The organism is Streptomyces candidus, assembly GCF_014207445.1.
Lineage (GTDB): Bacteria > Actinomycetota > Actinomycetes > Streptomycetales > Streptomycetaceae > Streptomyces > Streptomyces candidus.
The window spans coordinates 63,397-81,638 of the sequence record NZ_JACHEM010000019.1; the positions used below are offsets into that span (position 1 = coordinate 63,397).

General features: G+C 70.4%; 15 protein-coding genes and 1 pseudogene. 7 read left to right on the top strand and 9 right to left on the bottom strand.

Features of this window, described 5'->3' with window-relative positions; genetic code table 11:
• Positions 1–115: 115 nt before the first annotated feature.
• A complete protein-coding gene (locus HNQ79_RS28505) occupies positions 116–2,002 on the bottom strand; it encodes an AMP-dependent synthetase/ligase (RefSeq protein ID WP_185035764.1) in 1,887 nt (628 codons plus the stop codon).
• Between the two features lie 491 nt (positions 2,003–2,493).
• Between HNQ79_RS28505 and HNQ79_RS28510 the strand changes: the two are divergent.
• Positions 2,494–3,171: pseudogene (locus HNQ79_RS28510) on the top strand (2-phosphosulfolactate phosphatase); the annotation flags it as partial.
• Between the two features lie 86 nt (positions 3,172–3,257).
• Here HNQ79_RS28510 and HNQ79_RS28515 read toward each other — a convergent pair.
• Positions 3,258–4,307, bottom strand: a complete 1,050-nt coding sequence (locus HNQ79_RS28515; RefSeq protein ID WP_185035765.1) for a GlxA family transcriptional regulator — start codon at positions 4,305–4,307, stop codon at positions 3,258–3,260.
• A 72-nt stretch (positions 4,308–4,379) separates the two neighbouring features.
• Between HNQ79_RS28515 and HNQ79_RS28520 the strand changes: the two genes are divergently transcribed.
• Complete coding sequence (locus tag HNQ79_RS28520; RefSeq protein ID WP_373312544.1) at positions 4,380–5,696, top strand: MFS transporter; 1,317 nt, start codon at positions 4,380–4,382, stop codon at positions 5,694–5,696.
• 16 nt (positions 5,697–5,712) lie between these two features.
• Here HNQ79_RS28520 and HNQ79_RS28525 read toward each other — a convergent pair whose 3' ends face one another.
• The 6 genes from HNQ79_RS28525 to HNQ79_RS28550 all read right to left on the bottom strand — a co-directional run bounded on the left by HNQ79_RS28525 (position 5,713) and on the right by HNQ79_RS28550 (position 12,078).
• Positions 5,713–6,405, bottom strand: coding sequence for a cation diffusion facilitator family transporter (locus HNQ79_RS28525; protein ID WP_185035789.1), 693 nt, complete (start codon positions 6,403–6,405; stop codon positions 5,713–5,715).
• Positions 6,405–6,740, bottom strand: coding sequence for an ArsR/SmtB family transcription factor (locus tag HNQ79_RS28530; RefSeq protein ID WP_185035766.1), 336 nt, complete (start codon positions 6,738–6,740; stop codon positions 6,405–6,407). The genes HNQ79_RS28525 and HNQ79_RS28530 overlap by 1 nt, the downstream gene beginning before the upstream one ends.
• A 302-nt stretch (positions 6,741–7,042) precedes the next feature.
• Positions 7,043–7,426, bottom strand: coding sequence for a DUF6009 family protein (locus HNQ79_RS28535; RefSeq protein WP_185035767.1), 384 nt, complete (start codon positions 7,424–7,426; stop codon positions 7,043–7,045).
• Positions 7,427–7,583: 157 nt separating this feature from the next.
• Positions 7,584–9,248: a DNA primase family protein gene (locus HNQ79_RS28540; RefSeq protein WP_185035768.1), complete on the bottom strand. Its 1,665-nt coding sequence runs from the start codon at positions 9,246–9,248 to the stop codon at positions 7,584–7,586.
• Entirely contained in the window at positions 9,245–10,339 is a 1,095-nt protein-coding gene (locus tag HNQ79_RS28545; RefSeq protein WP_185035769.1) for a bifunctional DNA primase/polymerase, read from the bottom strand. The genes HNQ79_RS28540 and HNQ79_RS28545 overlap by 4 nt, the downstream gene beginning before the upstream one ends.
• Before the next feature lie 1,367 nt (positions 10,340–11,706).
• Positions 11,707–12,078: a MerR family transcriptional regulator gene (locus HNQ79_RS28550; protein ID WP_229923449.1), complete on the bottom strand. Its 372-nt coding sequence runs from the start codon at positions 12,076–12,078 to the stop codon at positions 11,707–11,709.
• Between the two features lie 847 nt (positions 12,079–12,925).
• Here HNQ79_RS28550 and HNQ79_RS28555 point away from each other — a divergent pair.
• Positions 12,926–13,522 carry an ATP-binding protein gene (locus tag HNQ79_RS28555; protein WP_185035770.1) on the top strand — a complete coding sequence of 199 codons (597 nt, stop codon included), beginning with the start codon at positions 12,926–12,928 and terminating at the stop codon, positions 13,520–13,522.
• Positions 13,523–13,607: 85 nt separating this feature from the next.
• The gene (locus tag HNQ79_RS28560) at positions 13,608–14,039 is read left to right on the top strand and encodes a phosphatase domain-containing protein (RefSeq protein WP_185035771.1); all 432 of its coding nucleotides are present in this window, start codon (positions 13,608–13,610) and stop codon (positions 14,037–14,039) included.
• A gap of 26 nt (positions 14,040–14,065) precedes the next feature.
• Here HNQ79_RS28560 and HNQ79_RS28565 read toward each other — a convergent pair whose 3' ends face one another.
• Positions 14,066–14,998, bottom strand: coding sequence for a LysR family transcriptional regulator ArgP (locus HNQ79_RS28565; protein WP_185035772.1), 933 nt, complete (start codon positions 14,996–14,998; stop codon positions 14,066–14,068).
• Between the two features lie 69 nt (positions 14,999–15,067).
• Between HNQ79_RS28565 and HNQ79_RS28570 the strand changes: the two genes are divergently transcribed.
• The 3 genes from HNQ79_RS28570 to HNQ79_RS28580 all read left to right on the top strand — a co-directional run.
• Complete coding sequence (locus tag HNQ79_RS28570) at positions 15,068–15,706, top strand: LysE/ArgO family amino acid transporter (protein ID WP_185035773.1); 639 nt, start codon at positions 15,068–15,070, stop codon at positions 15,704–15,706.
• Between the two features lie 126 nt (positions 15,707–15,832).
• The gene (locus tag HNQ79_RS28575) at positions 15,833–16,987 is read left to right on the top strand and encodes a ParA family protein (protein WP_185035774.1); all 1,155 of its coding nucleotides are present in this window, start codon (positions 15,833–15,835) and stop codon (positions 16,985–16,987) included.
• A partial coding sequence (locus tag HNQ79_RS28580) for a ParB/RepB/Spo0J family partition protein (RefSeq protein WP_185035775.1) occupies positions 16,984–18,242 on the top strand: 1,259 nt, incomplete at its 3' end. The genes HNQ79_RS28575 and HNQ79_RS28580, both read left to right, overlap by 4 nt.

Genomic DNA, 18,242 nt, shown 5'->3' on the forward strand with positions numbered 1-18,242 from the left:
CGGGCCCGAAGTTCCCGGGGCCCGCCCGCCGTCGGAAGCCGTCCTTTCGGTCGCACCGCCCCGTGGGTCCTTGCAACCCGGTGCCACGAGGTCAGAGGGCCGACGGGCAGCGGCGTCAGGCTTCGCGGGCGCCCTCGTACATCGCCTCGACGACCTCCGCGTACTCGCGCTCCACGACGGGGCGCTTGACCTTGAGGCTCGGGGTGAGTTCGCCGTGCTCGATGTCGAGGTCGCGCGGCAGCACCGAGAACTTCTTGATCGTCTGCCAGCGCTGGAGGTCGTTGTTGACCCGCTCGACGAAACCGGCGATCAGCTCGTGCACCTGTGCCGAGGAGACCACGTCCGCGTAACTGCGGCCGGCGAGTCCGTTCTCCTCCGCCCAGGGCATCACGACGGTCTCGTCCAGGGCGATGAGGGCGGTACAGAAGTTGCGGCCGTCGCCGATGACCAGGATGTTGCTGACGAACGGGCAGACGGCTTTGAAGCGGCCCTCGATCTCGGTGGGCGCCACGTACTTGCCACCGGAGGTCTTGAACAGGTCCTTCTTGCGGTCGGTGATCCGCAGGAAGCCGTCCGCGTCCATCTCACCGATGTCGCCGGTGTGGAACCAGCCGTCGCCCTCCAGTACTTCGGCGGTCTTCTCCGGGAGGTTGTGGTAGCCGCGCATGACCCCGGGGCCCCTCAGCAGCACCTCGCCGTCCTGGGCGATGCGGACCTCGGTACCGGGCAGCGGTCTGCCCACCGTGCCGACCCGGTACCCCTCGGCGGGGTTGACGGTGCAGGCCGCGCTGGTCTCCGTCAGCCCGTAGCCCTCGAAGACGTGGACGCCGGCGCCCGCGAAGAAGTAACCAATGTCCGGAGACAGGGCTGCGCTGCCGGAAACACTGCCCCGCAAGTTGCCTCCGAAGGCCGCGCGGATCTTGCCGTACACCAACCGGTCCGCCACGGCATGCTGAACGGCGAGCGCCGGGGGAATCCGGCGGCGTCCGCCCGCCGCCGTGCTCTCCTGCCCGGCCCTCGCGTAGTCGCGGGCGACCTTGGCGGCCCAGAGGAAGATCTTGTACTTGGCTCCGCCCTCGGCCCGCGCCCGGCCGGCTATGCCGTTGTAGACCTTCTCGAAGATCCGCGGCGCGGACGCCATCACCGTGGGCCTGACCGCGGGCAGGTTGGTGATGATGCGGTCGATGCGCCCGTCCACCGCCAGTACGTGGCCGGTGGTGATCTGGCCGGAGATCAGGGCCTTGCCGAACACGTGGGACAGGGGCAGCCACAGGAACTGCACGTCGTCCGGGCGCAGGAGCCCGCTGACCTCCTGGGCGACACCCTGGTAGGACCAGCAGTCGTGCACCAGGCGCACACCCTTGGGGCGGCCGGTGGTGCCGGAGGTGTAGATCAGCGTGGCGAGGTGCTCGCGCTCGATGGCCGCGACCGCCCGCTCGACCGCATCCGGGTGCTCCTCCAGGTACCTGGCCCCGCGTGCCTCCAGTTCGGCGAGGGACAGCACCTCCAGCCCCTCCACCCGGGGGGCCTCGGGGTCGGGGTCGAAGAGGATCGCGTGGCGGAGTTCGGGCAGACGGTCGGTGTGCGCGACCACCTTGGCCAGTTGCTCGGAGTCCTCGACGAAGATGGCCCGGCTGCCGGAGTCGGACAGGATGTACACCGTCTCGTCGGCGTGGGTGCTGGGGTAGACGGCGGTGGCGGCGGCGCCCGCGCACATCACACCCAGGTCGGCCAGGATCCACTCCACCCTGGTGGAGGAGGAGATCGCGACCCGTTCCTCACGCCGCAGTCCGAGGGCGAGCAGCCCGGCGGCGATCGTCGTGACGCGTTCGGCGGTCTGCGCCCAGGTGAGCGAATGCCACCGCTCGGCCCCGGACGTGCCGTCGCCCGCCGGTACGGGGTAGCGGTAGGCCTCGCCGCCCGGCGTGGCCCCGACCCGGGAGAAGAAGAGGTGCGCCACGGAAACCGGGCGGTCATCGACAAGGGACTGAGCGGAATTCACGTCAACCTCCGGGCTCGGAAACGCCCATTCGACAGCTTGTCAACTGACGGGTAACTCGAAAGTAGAGGTGACAGTAAGGGCAATGCGGCCGGCGCGTAAGAGCCTGTGCCGAACCTGTGCGGAAGAGGTCGCGCGCACGGCGTGGGCGTGCGGGTCCGCACGCGGGTGCCCGCACGGTAGCGGCGGCGAGCGGCAACCCGTACGAAGCCATCCGCGTCCCCACCGGCTCGGGTGAGCGGGCTGTTCACGAGAGTCGGGGACCACCGTCCGGCCGGAGAGCGGGGTGCTCGGGACCGGTGGCCGACGGTGGTACGGCGAGCGGGGCCGTCCAGCTGCCGAGGAGCCGCAGCGCACTGCACACTCCACGAGACCCTGCACCTCCGGGGTCTGACCCCCGCGGTGATCGACCGGGCCAGGCAGGCTGCCGTCACCGGACTGCACGCCGCCGCGCTCCTCGCGCCCAGGGACGGCCGTACCCGATCATGGCCCGCATGGACACCCGTTTCCTCGGCATCGCCGATCTGACCGACACTCCGCCCGTGGCGGTGGTGGCCGACGTCATGCGTGCTTTCACTGTGGCCGCCTGGGCCTTCGCCCAAGGGGCGGAGCAGATCGTTCTTGCCGAGTCGCTGGACGAGGCGCTGGCACTCAAGGCGGCCCGCCCGGACTGGGTGGCGCTCAAGGACGGGCCGCCCGCGCCCGGGTTCGACACCGTCAACTCCCCCGGCATGCTGCGGTCCCTCGACCTCACCGGCCGGTCCGTCGTGCAGAAGACCACCGCGGGAACGGTCGGCGCTCTCGCCGTCAGTGAGTCGTCGCTGGTGCTGTGCGCGAGCTTCGTGGTGGCGGAGGCGACGGCCCGGCTGCTGCGGTCGTACGGGAGCGACCGGGCGACGTTCGTGGTCACCGGCGAGGACGGGCGGGCGGAGGAAGACCTGGCGTGCGCCCAGTACATCGCCGGGCGGGTCGCCGGGACCGGCACGGACGCCACCGCGTTCCTCCGCCGCGCCGCCGCGTCCCGCGCCGCCGCCGAACTGGCGGAGGGGGTACGGAAGGGAGTCCACCCCGACGACGTCGCGCTCTGTCTTGAGGTCGACCGGTTCCCCTTCGCCATGGTCGCCGCCCGGGAAGGCCCGCTCATGGTGCTGCGCGCTCGCGCTACCGCCCCCACTGCGGACAACTGTCCCGAGCGCGCCCCCGGTGCGCCGCTACCGGCGGCTGATCAACGGCCGTGTGCGCCGCTACCGGCGGACGGTCACCGGCCGCCCGATCGCGCAGCGTCCGTACGCGGCCCCCGGAACGTCCCCCGGTACGCCTGCGGCGACACACCCACCGTCACCTGGAAGTGCTGCCGCATCGACGTCCCCGTCCCGAATCCCGCCTCGTGCGCGATCCGGTCCACCGGCAGGTCCGTCTCCTCCAGCAACTCCCTTGCCCGGTCCACCCGTTGGCGGGACAGCCACTGCACGGGGGTGAGTCCCGTCTCCTCGCGGAAGCGGCGGCTGAAGGTGCGTACGCTCATGTGCGCCTCGCGCGCGAGATCGTCCAGGGCGAGCGGCCGGTCGAGGTGGGCGAGGGCGAAGGCGCGTGCGCGGCCGGTCGAGGAGACCTCGGGGGCGGGCACCGGGCGCCGTACGTACTGGGCCTGGCCGCCCTCCCGGTGGGGCGGCACGACCGTCGCACGGGCGACCGCGTTCGCGACGGCCGCGCCGAAGTCGCTGCGGATCATGTGCAGGCAGAGGTCGATGCCGGAGGCGACCCCCGCGGAGGTGAGTACCCCGCCGTCGTCCGTGTAGAGGACGTCCGGATCGAGGTCCACCTCCGGGTACAGCTCCCGGAACTCCTCGCACGACTTCCAGTGCGTTGTCGCCCGCAGCCCGGCCAGCAGACCTGCGGCCGCGAGCACGAAGGAACCCGTGCAGATGGACGCGATCCGGGTGCCGGGCCGGATCCGCGCCAGCGCCGCGGCCACCCCCGGCTCCAGCCGTCCGCGTGTCTGCGGCCCGTAGTCCTCCCGTGCGGCGGGCACGACGACGGTGTCCGCCGTGTCCAGCGCCCGCGGCCCGTGCGCCACGTTGACGGTGAAGTCGGTGTCGGTCGCCACCTCGCCCGGCTCGGGCGTACAGGTCACCACCTCGTACAGCGGTTCGCCCGCCGCAGACCTGGCCTGCCCGAACAACCGGTGCACGATGCCCATTTCCATGGGCAGCAGCCCGGGGCGCACAAGAACAGCAACCCGGTGCACACCACCCGCGCCACGAAGCCCCGTAGCCGGCTCGCTGCTCACGCTGATCTTCTCGCCCATGGCCAGATTCTTTCACAAGGTGGCGATCCGGCCGGTGGCCGGTGCCGGGGCCCGCCGCGAAAGATCGTCCCCATGGACATGGATACGCACACACCGCTCGCCCCGGAGAGCGGGCCCCCGGCCCCCGCCCGCCCACCCCGCGTTCACCGGGCCTGGCCCGTGGCCGCCACCGCCGCCCTCACCATCCTCGTCACCGGCGCGTTCGCCACCCTGCCCGGTCTCTTCACCCGCCCCGTCCGCGAGGAGTTCGGCTGGTCGTACGGTTCGATCGGCGTCGCCACCTCCGTCAACATGCTGCTGTACGGGCTCATGGCCCCCTTCGCCGCCGCGCTGATGGACCGTTTCGGCATCCGCCGGGTCGCCACCACCGCACTCGCGACCGTTGCCGCAGGCGCCCTCCTCACCACCACCGTTCTCACCGAACCCTGGCAACTCACCCTCTTCTGGGGCCTCTTGGTGGGACTGGGCACCGGCTCCACCGCGATGACGCTGGGCGCGGCGGTCACCCAGCGGTGGTTCGTACGGCGCCGGGGTCTGGTCACCGGAGTGCTCGCCTCCGCGAGCGTGCTGGGCCAGCTGGTGTTCCTGCCCGCCCTCTCCCGGCTGGCCGGGCACCACGGCTGGCGCGCCGCCCTCGTGACGGTCGCACTGGCCGCCTGCGCCACCGCCCCGGTCGTCCTGCTCGTACTTCGCGACCACCCGGCCGACTCCGGGCTGAAGCCGTACGGCGGAACGGACTTCACCCCTCGGCCCTCCCCCGCGCGGGGTGCCGTCGGCCGCACCTTCCGTGTCCTGCGCCGCGCCTGCCGCATTCCGTCCTTCTGGCTGCTGGCCGCCGCCTTCGCGGTCTGCGGGGCGTCCACCAACGGCATCCTGTGGACCCACTTCACACCCGCCGCCCACGACCACGGCATGCCCGCCACCACCGCCTCGGCGCTCCTGGCAATCGTCGGCGTCTTCAACGTCGCGGGCACGATCGCCTCCGGCTGGCTGACCGACCGCTTCCCGCCCCGCCGCCTCCTCGCCGTCTGCTTCGCCCTCCGCGCCGCCCTGCTGCTCACCCTCCCCCTCTCCCTGGCCGCCACGCCCACCCCGCCCCTCCTCGTCTTCGTCACCGTCTTCGGCCTGCTCGACCTGGCGACCGTTCCGCCGGTCCTGGCCCTGTGCCGGGAGTTCTACGGCGACGACAGCGCCATCGTCTTCGGCTGGGTCAGCACCGCGCATCAGCTGGGCGCGGCCCTGGTGGCGCTGCTCGGCGGGACGGCCCGCGACGTCTTCGGCTCGTACGATCCGGTCTGGACGGCGGTCGGCACCCTGTGCGCCATGGCGGCCCTGCTCTCCCTGGCGATCCGCCCCGCCACCCGCGTTGCGTCGACTCTCTCGTGGTGAGAAACGGTGTCCGGGTTCAGGCCGCGCAGCAGCCGCAGGTGTCCGTCTTCCCGGCCGGCGCCGCCGCGGCGTGGGGGGCCGCACAACAGCCCTTGCCCTGCCAGGCGTCGCGGCCTTCCTTCACCGCGATGACGGCGATCACCAGCGCGGCGACGGGGTCGGCCCAGGACCATCCGAGGAGGCTGTGGGCGACGAGACCGGCCAGGACGACGGCCGAGAGGTAGGTGCACAGCAGGGTCTGCTTCGAGTCGGCGACCGCGGAGGCCGAGCCCAGTTCGCGTCCGGCCCTGCGCTGGGCGGCCGAGAGGAACGGCATGATCGCGAGGGACAGAGCGGCGATGATGATTCCCAGCGAGGAGTGCTGCACCTCGCCGGTGCCGGTGAGCGCTCGTACGGCGTCGAAGCCGACGTAGGCGGCGAGCACGAAGAAGGACACGGAGATGATCCGCAGAGTGGTCTTCTCACGGACTTCGCGGACGGCGTGGTCACGGGCGGAGAACTGCCAGGCGACCGCCGCGGCGGAGGAGACCTCGATGACGGAGTCCAGGCCGAAACCGATCAGCGCGGCCGAGGAGGCGAGACTGCCGGCGGTGAGCGCGACGACGGCCTCGACGACGTTGTACGCGAGGGTCGCCGCGACCAGCAACCGTATGCGCTTCGTCAGGGCGTCGCGGCGAGCCGGCGCAGGGCCCAGCGCCATCGCCGCCATCAGCAGCACCCCTCGGCTTCCGCATCCGGACACACACGGTCCGCTTCGACCGCCACCACCGCGTCCCGCAGACTGTCCAGCGCGTGCCCCAACCGGGGGTCGGCGAGTTCGTAACGGGTACGACGGCCTACGGGCACAGCGGTGACGAGCCCGCAGTCACGCAGACAGGCCAGGTGGTTGGAGAGCCGGGTCCGCGAAATCTGGAGCGCATCGGCAAGATCGGCGGGGTGGGCCGGGGCCTCGCGCAGGGCGAGCAGCAACCGGCAACGGATCGGGTCTGCGAGCGCACGGCCGAACCGGGCCAGCACCTCGATGTCGGAGGCAAGAGTAAGCATGCCGCGACAGTACACAATCCCCTGAATTCATGAAACCCTGAACTACAGAGAGTGCTGGGGCGTGTTGAACGGGAGTAGGCGTGAGAAGTGGACCGACGTGGGTGCCAGAGTCGGACCACCTCCAGGGGGCGGTCCTGAAAGCGCTGGCCGCCCGCGCCGCCGCGGTCGGGGGACACGGGGTTTCCCGACACTGGAACGTCGCCGGACGGCACTGCGTTTCCCCCTCCCGGCCGCGGCCGCGCAGCCCACGGCCGCCAACGTCGTCACGTCAGCGGCGGATTTCCCGGCAGCGGCGACGGGACCTACGGCATCGCTATGGCCGCAGCTGCGGAACCCTGTTGCGAGCGGGGGGTTTTCTCGCCGACCTTCTGCGGGTCGATCGTGCGCGGGTCGACGGCCTCGCCGGGGGCGCCCTCGGCGTAGTAGCCGCCGGGGGCGGTGTCGCGGTCGTGCGGCAGCAGGAAGAAGACGCGGCGCTTGTGCAGGCCGCTGTCCGGGTCGGCCTCGGCGTGTTCGTCGAGCTCGGTGTAGCCCACCAGCCGGCCGTCACGGGCGTAGCGCGGCTTGCCGCGGCGACGGGGCGTCTTGTCGAGGGCCTGGCGCACGTAGTCCAGGTCGTCGGGGCTTTCCAGCCACACCACCGCATTCTCGTGGGCGAGATCGCTCTCGTTCAGTAGCGAGCTCATGGCTGAAGCCCCTCCTCGTTGTTTCCGGCCACGCGCGGGCCTTGGATTTCTGGCCCCGGACCGGGTCCTGTCTTCGGGCCCCGCCGGTCTGCTCGCCCGAAGGCCCGGGTCCCATCGTAAGGCTGCCCGCTGTCGCCGCACAGTGCACGGATGGGCGTCATGTGGTTGCCGAACCGTTCGAAGAGCCGGAGAGGACTCCGGCCGCGGCCGGGTCGTCCTCGTCCGAAAGCAGGCCCAGGCCCGGGTAGTACTTCTTACCGCTGGACTTCATCATGTCGTTCGGCGACGCCAGACCGAGCTCCTGGCGGATGCGGCTCGCGAAGGAACGCGAGGTCGCGGGCCTGATGCCCTCACTGGCGTTGCACCAGGTGCCGTACGCCGCGTACAGCACGCCCTGTTCGACCCGGAGCACGTCCGAGGAGCGGTCGTGGCCGTTCGCGGACGGCGGGCTCTTGAGGCAGCACTCCTTGAGGAAGCGCCCGATGTGGTCCTCCGTGGATTCGTACGCCTCGGTGGCCATGCGTACGGAATCCGGACCGGTGAGCGGGTCGCGGGTCTCCAGGTAGTTCATCGCGCCCTCGATGAGCCAGTGAAGGATGCCGGGGCCCTCGTCCCGTACGAGCTCGAAGGCCAGGTTGTCGATCTTGTGCTTGTTCGGGACGACCCGCTCGAAAGGAATCAGGCGGATGCGGCGCCAGAAGGCGTGCCCGCCGGTGCCGACCTCGGGGCGGTGGTTGCCCAGGAGCCACAGCTTGTGGGTGGGGGCGAACGAGAAGTAGTCCTGCCGCATCCGCCGGGCCTTGATGCGGTCGCCACCGGTGAGGAGCTTGACGCGCGACTCGTCGAACTTGTCGTTGGGCTTGAGTTCGGAGCACACCATGATCCGGCGGCCGTGCAGTTCGGTGAGTTCGGTGGAGTGCTCGGAGAACTTGCCCTTCTCCATGAGGAAGCCGGGCGGCGCCGCGTCCGCGTAGTCCCCGAGGATCTGGATCATCACGTCCAGCAGCACCGACTTTCCGTTCGCACCCGCGCCGAACAGGAACGGCAGCACCTGCGCGCCGACGTCCCCAGTGATCGAGTACCCGAGCAGCAGGTGCAGGAACCGGATCGTCTCCAGTCCCTTCTCGTCGTCGCCGAAGGTGTCGTGCAGGAACTTGTGCCAGCGCGGCGTCGGCATGTTCTCGGGGGCGACGCTGGTGGCCCGCGAGTGCCGGTCGGTGACCGGGTTGGGCTTGCGCATCTCCCCCGTCTGCAGGTCCACGACCCCCTCCGGGGTGCAGAGCGCGTACGCGTCACCGTCCAGGACGTCCGGGTCCAGGGTGAGCGCCGGGGACGCCTTGGCCTGCGTGAGCAGCGCCTTCATGCCGGGCGTGGACATCGTCCGCTTGCGGTGCGCGTACAGCTCGCGGTCGCTGAAGAAGCCGCGCGGGTCCTGGGCGGGCATCTGCTCGGCCATGTCCCCGGCCGCCCACAGGGCCGCCTTCTCGCCGCCGGTGCGTTTCCACCGGTACTGGTCCCAGGAGTACCAGCCGAGGCCTTCGACGTGGCGGAACTGGTCCCCGTACAGCTGCGCGAACAGTTTGGCGTTGCCCCGGTCGGTGAGCATGCTCGGCAGCAGCCCGAGGGGGTTGGGATGTTCGTGCACGGCGAGCAGCCCGGGGGCCGCCGCCTGCTGGGCGGGCAGGGCCGCGGGTGAACCGGGGCTCGCGGTGATGCCGGCGGCCGCCTGGTCAGGGCCCGATTCCGGTCCGGGGACCGGGAATTCGAGCATCTGCTGAGCGGCGGCAGTGGCGTCGAAGCTCGTGCTCTCGGCGCTGCTCATGGGCGTCCTTGGGGGTGAAGCGGTCGGGTGGCACCTGCGGCGAGGGCGGAGTCGATGATCGCGGTGTTGCGCTGCGGCTGGTGCGGTCGGGCCGCCTGTGCGGCCCGCGCCAGGAGGTCTCGTACGTCGGTGTCGGCGAGGTGCCCTGCCGCCACCAGACCGCCTGCGGTGAAGGCGGCCCGGTTGAGCTTCTCGGAGAAGCTCGCTCCCTGCGGGACGGCCCCGCAGGCCGTCACTTCCGCCAGGAGGGGGTCCAGGAGGCGCTGTGCGGCTCTGGGGGCACGTCGAGCGCGATAGAGGGGGGCAGGGATCCTCAAGGCCCTCAGCGGGGCGTCAGCGGCTTTTCCCTCGGGTGGTGCGTGGGTGGCCTCCCCTGCCTCCTCGGGGGCGGACGTGGTGACGTGTCCGGTACGTGTCAGTTCCGCGGCGAGCCATTCCGGCAGCGGGGCGGGCGTCCGGACCTCGCCCACGGGCACGTAACTGCCCTGCGGGGTCCGGTTGGTGGGCGCGACGATGTAACCGTTGTCGGCCCGGATGTCGACCTGCCAGGCAAGCGCGACCTTGGGGCTGGACCCGGTGGAGGAGCGGTAGCGGGTGCCGGGGCGGGTGTTCCGGTACCAGATGTGCAGGCCTCCTGAGGGGGTTCGGACGCGCAGGGTGGTGGCGTCGGAGGCCGGATCCTGCTGCCCCCGGTAGGCGGCCAGCAGGGCGAGCGTGTCGAACCCGGACCCGAGTCCCGTCAGGTCGACCCGCGGATGGATCGGGATGCCCGGCAGCAGCCGTCCCCGGTCAGGGACGGAGGCGCTGTGCGCGTCCACGTCGAGCACGACGAGTCCTGCGGGACCGCAGGCGACGCCCACGCCCATCGCGGGGTGCTGCCCCCACCAGTCGTCGATCCGGGCGGTGTCCGTGGTGGCGGCCCGGAAGCCGTGGCACCAGCGGCCGGCGGGCAGACACGGACAGTCCTGCGGGACGTGCCCGGCTTCCCGGCAGGCCGCACAGTTGGCGGCGGGCGTCTTCCGGCCTGGGGCGAGAGGATGCACCGGCCAGCCGTTGCCCGCACACCAGCGGGCAACGTCGTGTGCCCGCACGGTCCCTGAGGGGACGGGGCTACTGGTCTCACCGTGGCGCGGCACGCGGTCGTCCTTGTCGGGTTCAGAGGTCGTGCGTTCTGGTGCGTTCGGTCCCTCAGTCAAAAGCGCTGGTCAGCGCCCTGTAGGGGTCTGTATGAGGGACTGAAGGGACTGAACTTTCCTATGAGGTCCTGAGCCTAGCGCAAGGGTCGGCAATCTCCGCGGGGAACTGCCGTTGTATCAGTTCTTCAGTCCCTTGAGTCCCTTTGAGTCCTCGGCGGGTGGGCGGTCTTCCTTCGCGGCCCGCCGGGACCCGAAGGGGGCGGGTGCCCACGTTCATGATCGCTACCCCCTCGTGTGCATCTCGTACGGGCATACGAGCACCGTCTGTTTTTACCTGTCCCAGGACCGGGGGACGGAAGGACCGGGGACCGGCCGGTTTAGTCCCTACCCTTCAGTCCCTCGGTAAACCTGCAGGTCAGGGGGTTGCGCCCCACGTGAACAGGGACTGAAAGGGACTGAAGGGACTGAAAATCCTAGTTATGAGCGCTTCAGGCCTATAGCTGTCTACTACACGCGTCCGCATACACACGCGCACACAATTGGGATGGATACTGCGAAGTTGAGTCCCTTCAGTCCCTCAGTCCCTTGATCAAATCAAGGCTCACCGCCCTGACCTGCACTTTTCCCGAGGGACTGAACGGAGGGACTGAACAACAGGGACTGGGACGCAGAGTCCCCGGTCGGCACCGCACGACCTGTGAAAGGGCACAGACGGTCACAGCCCGCGACGGTGTTCGAGCAGGACCAGTCGTCTGTCCGCGGCGGGTCTTCAGTCCCTCGACGTCCTTCGGTCCCTGCCCGCAGCCGGTGGTGTTTTTTCGGCTTGCAGCAGGCAACCCGCAGTCGCTCCGAGATCATGAATCCACCGGATGGCCGCCAGTCCGGGTACCGTCGGCACGGTGCTTGCAGGCGTGGGACCCGCCCACGTGCGTGCCGCGCAGGCTCGTGTCCGTGCCGGGGCCCAGGAGAGGGCGCGTAGCAGGGTCAGAGGCCGTACCAGACCCGTTTTCGGGGTCTCCCCGCCGCCCCCTGGAAGCACGGAGGGCGGGCGAGCCTCAGGGGCGGGGCAGGCCTGTCCTCGGGCGTTTCGGCTCAGCCCCCGTCAGTCCCTCGTGCTGCGCGCTGTTGTACAGGCCTGTGCCCACGAGTCCGTGCCACGAGGTCTGAGCCGTGACGTTCCCTGCGGGGAACGTGATTCCGTCCCGCTGACAGGAGGGACTGAGGGACTGAAGGACCGGAATTTCGAAGTTCCGGCAGGCGCCGGAGGGCAGCGTAGACCCGGGCGCGGCGTGTCGAGGACGCCGAACCCGGGACGGGCGCTGTCAGACCGGGGTACCGACCCCGGCCGACGGGCGGCGCAGTTCCTTGTTGAGGCGCAGGGCTTCGTCCAGCTGGTCCTCAAGGATGACGATGCGGCACGCGGCGCCGACCGGAGTGCCCTGGTCGACCAGTTCGCGGGCGCGGGCGGCGATGCGCAACTGGTAGCGGGAGTAGCGGCGGTGGCCGCCTTCGGAGCGCAGCGGGGTGATCAGCCGCGCTTCTCCTATGGCCCGCAGAAAAGCGGGTGTCGCACCAATCATTTCGGCGGCCCGCCCCATCGTGTAGGCGGGGAAGTCGTCGTCGTCGAAACGGTCCCGGGCATGATCTCCCCGGGGGTGGGGCGGGGCCTGCTGGTTGTCCACTGTCACTGGCACCTCACTGCCTTCGCTGCGGTCGGTGATCGTCGCTCAATGAGCTTCGGTGTGCGGCTGCTGCTGTCGTTACTGCCCGGAGTGCCCCGAGCCGGCTGGTGTCTTCAGGGAAATATCAACGCGTAGAGGGGTCCCGGTGCCGTACGGCACCGGGACCCCAAGGGATCAACACCATCTACCGGTTTCGTACTGCACCGGCCTTCTGTTTCCGCGTTCCGGCCGGTGAGGACCGAAATGCGGGGATCGCGGATGCGTGACCGTGGGACCACCTTCCGTTCCGGGGCCTGCGGTACCCGAGCGGACTGTTCCTCGCCCGGGCGATCCTGATGGCGTCCTCCTCCTTCTCTCTCGTGCTGCAACCTCTGGTACTGCGAGTACTGCGTACTGCTTGTCATGCCGACCCGCCTGCGAACTGCTCGCGGCCCCTGGGGCCGCCCGGCCCGGCAACCAACCACGGGACCCTCCTACTGCCCGGCCCCGTCGTTCCACTGCCGTGCCACAACCTGCTTCGGACCGGCATGCGCGGCGATCCGTATCTGCCGCGCCTCACTGGACTTCGTGGCTACGAGAAGAAATCTAGTACCGGTGTGCGTCGATGTCTACCCTCTGCGCTACAGATTTTGTGGAGTGTGCGATTCGGGAAAACTCCTCCCTCTGCACGTCCTTGCTCGCTGCCCTTCGGAGGCCTCGTCACCCTGTGCACCACACCCGCCGCGTTTGTCGCACCCTCCGTCACTCGTACGAGCTGAATTTCGCATCCGCAATGCTCTGCGAGTGTCTGGAAGCCGATGCATCGGGCATACGCCTGCCTCAGGGCGGTACAACCGATCACGGATTGGGGCGTACGCGCATGCCGTTCACCTCCCGGAACACCCACGACTCCACCGACCGCAAGCCGCTGACCAAGCAGAAGAGTGACGAACCGGCCGCTGTGAGGGCCGATCGAACGGACCGGAGGGCCTCACGGGCGGAACTGATCCGTCGTACGCCCCCGGAGCAGTGCCCCGAGACGATCCGCGGCCGCGGAACCGCAGGGGTCGTTCGCGCCCGCAAGGCGGCTCGTGCCTTCGCCGACCGCCTCTCCCCCGCGCCGGCACCCGACACCACGGACTCCCTCGTGCTGGTGGTGTCCGAACTGGTCACCAACGCGGTACGGCACGGGGGAGGCCGGTACACCCTCGCGCTGTCCGCGTCGTCCGAAACCCTCACCGTCGCGGTGGGCGACCCCAGCCCGGAACGCCCGCATCCCCGCGCCCCCGACACGGCGGACGGCGGAGGCGGCTTCGGCTGGCACCTGGTACGGATGCTGGCGCAGGAGGTGACGGTGCTGCCCGGCCAGGTAGTGCTTACCGGTCCGGCTCCCCGCCCCGGGACCGGCACTCGCTCCCACGCCCGGGTACGCCGCACGGCACGCGGCAAGACGATCCGGGCGGTCCTCCCCCGCTGATCCCGTCCCCGCCAACTGCCGCCCGGCACTGCTCGCTTGTGTGATCCCGCTGCCTTCGCTGCACGGAGACGACTATCTTGGGCGCATGACGGAAGCCTGGGATCCTGACGCCGTCGGCGTCCTGCGGCTGCCCTCCGGCCGCCTGGTGCGCGGCCGTGGGCTGCGCCGACCGCTCCCTGCCGGGCCCCCGCCCACGTACGCGCTCCACCTGCTCGGCAAGGAGCCGCCCGAGGTTCCCTGGGAGGCCCGCTGGCTGCGCTGGCCCGACTTCCGGCTGCCCGGCGACCGCGACGAGGCCCGCGCGCTGCTGTTGGATGCCTGGAAGCGTACGGACACCGAACGGGTCGAGCTCGCCTGCGGCGGCGGACGAGGTCGTACCGGCACGGCTCTGGCGTGCCTCGCGGTCCTGGACGGCGTGCCGCCGGACGGTGCGGTGGCCTTCGTACGCGCCCACTACGACCCCCGTGCCGTGGAAACCCCCTGGCAGAAGCGCTACGTCCGGGGCTTCGCCGTCTGAAGGCGGAGCAGGCGGCGCCGAACTCCTCAGCGCGCGGCAAGCAGTTCCGCAGCGGCTGTGGCGAGCACCGCGTCCGCGACCGCGGCCAGGGCGGGCGAGTCCAGCTTCCACTGCTGCCAGTACAGCGGTACGTCCACGGTGCGGTCGGTGGCGAGGAGGGACAGTGCTCCTGCGCGCAGCAGCGGCACCGCCTGCTGCTCCGGTACGAGGCCCCAGCCGAGGCCCGCGATGATCGCGTCGCAGAAGCCCTCCGAGGTGGGCACGTAGTGCCGGACCGGGCTCGCTCCCTGGCCCGTCGCCCCCTCTTCGCCGCCCGCCAAGGATCGCACGAAGCCGTCCTGCAGGTCGTCCTTGCGGTCGAAGGCGATGACCGGGGCTTTTTGCAGGCAGTCCACCAGGCGCCCCTCGGACAGATACCGTGCCTCGAACTCCGGGCTCGCCACGGGCAGGTACCGGGCAAGACCCAGGGCCCGTACCGTGCACCCGGCCACCGGGTCGGGCGACGAGGTCACCGCGGCCATCACCCGGCCCTCCCGCAGCATCGCCGTCGTGTGTCCCTCGTCCTCGCGGCGCAGTTCCACGCAGATGGGCGGGTCCTGCGGGAGGTGGCTCAGGGCAGGCAGGAACCAGGTGGCGAGGGAGTCGGCGTTCACGGCGACCGCCAGGCGTACCGCGTTTCCCGCTCCCGCCGCTCCCTCCGTCAGCCCGAGTTCGGCCCGTGCATCCCTTTCCAGCAGGGAGAGTTGGCGTGCGAAACGCACCAGGACCCGACCCGACTCGGTGGGGCGCACCGGCTTCGTGCGCATCAGCAGCACCCGCCCCGTGCGCTGTTCCAACGCCTTGACGCGCTGGCTGACGGCGGACGGGGTGACGTGCAGAGCGGCGGCGGCCGCGTCGAAAGTGCCCTCGTCGACCACGGCGAGCAGGGTGGTCACCTGCTCCAGGGGAAGTTCATCCATCACAACAGCTAAGGGTACGTAAGAATCTTTAGCTGTACTGATGATGTCGCGGTCCCTAGCGTGGCACGCATGTCATACAGCACCTCGGGCATCGTCGCGGCCTCGCTCGTCGGCTTCGGTACCGGACTCTCGCTCATCGTCGCCATCGGGGCGCAGAACGCGTTCGTCCTGCGCCAAGGAGTACACCGGCACGCGGTACTCGCCGTGGTCGCCATCTGCGCACTGTCCGACGCACTTCTCATCGGACTCGGCGTGGCGGGCGTCGGCGCGGTCGTCACCGCCTGGCCCGCCGCACTGACCGCGGTCGGGCTGGCGGGCGGCGGCTTCCTGATCTGTTACGGGCTCCTTGCCGCCCGCCGCGTCCTGCGCCCCTCCCCCGACGCGGCCCTCACCACGGGAGGCGGGAACGCTGCCACCGGTTCGGCGCGCGCCGCGGTACTGACCTGCCTCGCCATGACCTGGCTCAATCCGCACGTCTACCTGGATACCGTCCTTCTGCTCGGCTCGGTCGCCACCGACCACGGGTCACTGCGCTGGGCGTTCGGCGGGGGCGCGATCCTCGCGAGCCTGACGTGGTTCACCACGCTCGGCTACGGGGCGAGACTGCTGAGCGGCCTGCTGGCGCGGCCAGGGGCCTGGCGGGTACTGGACGGAGTGGTGGCCGCGACGATGGTAACGATGGGAGGAATGCTCGTGCTGTCGGTCTGAAATGTCCCGTTCGACGCACTCCCGACTCCTCACGCACCGTCAATTTCCCTTGTCCCCACCCGACACGCGGCACTTTCTTGCCCCCAATGTCACCAATACCCCCTCGGAGGTGAGTAAGGTAACCGCATGACCGTCCCATACGCCCCGGACGACCGGGAAAAGGTAGTAGCGAAGCTTCCCGCCTCCCTGCGCCAAGAACTCAAAGTCAGAGCCGCCGAGTTGGGCGTCGACATCAAGGACGCCGTCACGGAAGGAGTCCAGGCGTGGCGTTCGGACAACTCCGAACACCCCGTCGTGGACACCACCGGCGGCAGCTCCTTCTCGACGTACCTTCCGCACGGGCTGTACGGGGAGTTCAAGGACGACTGCAAGGAGCGCGGGCTGCCCTTCAACCAGGGCATCGCACAGGCGATCCGTCTCTGGCTCGGGGCCCACCCCTCCCCCCGCCGCCCCGCCCGCCGCGGCGGCGCGCGCCGCATCATCTTCGGTAACCAGAAGGGCGGCGTCGGCAAGACAGCCACCTCCTCCGGTGTCGCCCAGGCTCTCGCCGAGGCCGGAAACCGCGTCCTGCTCATCGACTTCGACCCGCAGGGCCATCTCACCAAGCAGCTCGGCTACCAGCTCTTCGGCATCGAAGAGCCCAGCCTCGCCAAGCACATGCTGGGCGAAGCCAAGGGCGACCTGCGTGAGCTGCTCGTCCCGATAGAGGAAAACGGCTTCGCGGGCCGGCTGTTCCTGCTGCCCGCGTGCAAGGACGCGTTCCTGCTCGACGCGAAGCTGGCCACCAGCCGCTTCGTACGGGTGAAGGAAACCGCTCTGGAAAAGGCGATGGAACCGCTGGAACGCGACTTCGACTACATCGTCGTCGACTGCCCCCCGAGCCTCGGCTACTCCATGGACACCGCGCTCTACTACTGCCGTACCCGCGAGGACGAAGAGCCGGAGACCTCCGGAGTCTTCGTGCCGGTCCTCGCCGAGGACTCCTCGGCCGACGCCTACGACATGCTCTACGACCAGATCCAGGATCTGACCGCGGACATGGAGGTCGAGATCACCATGCTCGGCTTCATCGTCAACATGTACGACAGCCGCAAGGGCTACATCGCCACGTCCTCGCTGGACAGCTGGAAGGCCATCGGCGACCCGCCGGTCATCGGCATCATGCCGGAGCGCAAGGAGCAGCGCGAAGCGGTCCGTCTCAAGCAGCCGCTGCTCTCGTACGCGCCCGACTGCGAGCAGTCCGAGATCATGCGCACCATCGCACGGAGGATCACCTCATGAGCGTCGCCGACCGGCTCGGCACCGGCTCCTCCTTCGGCGGCGTACCGCGCGGCCGAAGCGCCCGCGGCCGCGCCAAGGCCCTAGTGCAGGGCGACGTCCCGGCGTACGAACTCGCCCGCATCCGCCTCGAAGAGGTGGCCCCCACCCCGCTGAACCCCCGCCGCAACTTTGGCACCGACGAAGAGATGACCCGCTTCGGCGAGGAGCTGCGCAACACTCAGCTCGCCGCCTGCGTGGCCATCTCGCGCGCCGCCTACCTCAAGGTCTGGCCGCAGCACGAGGCAGCTGTCGGAGACGCGCAGTACGTCCTGATCAACGGCGAACGCCGTTACCGCTGCGCCTCACATGTCGGCCTGGAGGCCCTGGACTTCGTCGTGCGCGACGATCTGGCGTCCTCCCGCGAGGCGTTCATAGACCATTTGCTGAAGGAGAACCTGGAGCGCGAGGACTTCGATGTCGTCGAGCGCGCCCGGGGTGTACAGCAGCTTGTCCTCGTATGCAGCGAGGAGTCCGCGACGGGCGCCCGCGCACGGGCGGCCAAGCGACTGGGCCGCGACCGCTCCTGGGTCACCAACCAGCTCGCGCTCCTCGAACTCCCCGAAGAGCTCCAGCTGATGCTCAGCGCCGGCACGCTCGCCGAACGGGACGGGCGCATGCTGGCCCGCAAGCTGAAGGACGAGCCGGGCCTGGACGCGGCGGCCCTCCTCGACCACCTCAAGGAGCAGCGGGAGAAGGAAGCCCGTACTCGCGAGGAGACGAAGGCGCTCGCCGAACAGGTGCGGCAGCGGCAGCAGGCGGGAGAGGGAGACATGCGCGCCGGGCAGGTGTTGTCCGCGGACAACACGGCGAGGTCCGAGCGACCGCCCGCCGTACCGTCGCCGTCCCCGCAGACGTCCGTTCCGTCACCGGCCCAGCCGCCTGTGCAGGAGACCCCTCCGACGCCGCGCGCGGCGGAGCCCGCGGTGGTGACGGAGCCCATGAGCGCCTCCGGACCCGCGTCGGGGGCCTTCCCTGCATCCGGTCCCGCGTCTGCGTCCGGTCCCGCGCCTGCGTCCGGTCCCGCCCCTGCGTCCGGTAGTGCCCCTGCGTCGGGTAATGCTCCTGCGTCCGAGGAGCGGAAGGAGCGGGAGCGGACGTGGGGGGTGGTGTGGGCGGGGCAACAACACCCCCCCGGGGGTTTAGCCGGGGGCCCAGAGGGGGGGGGGGCCCCCACCCCCGGCCCGGGGGCCCCCACCCCCGGGCGGGGCCCCGGGGC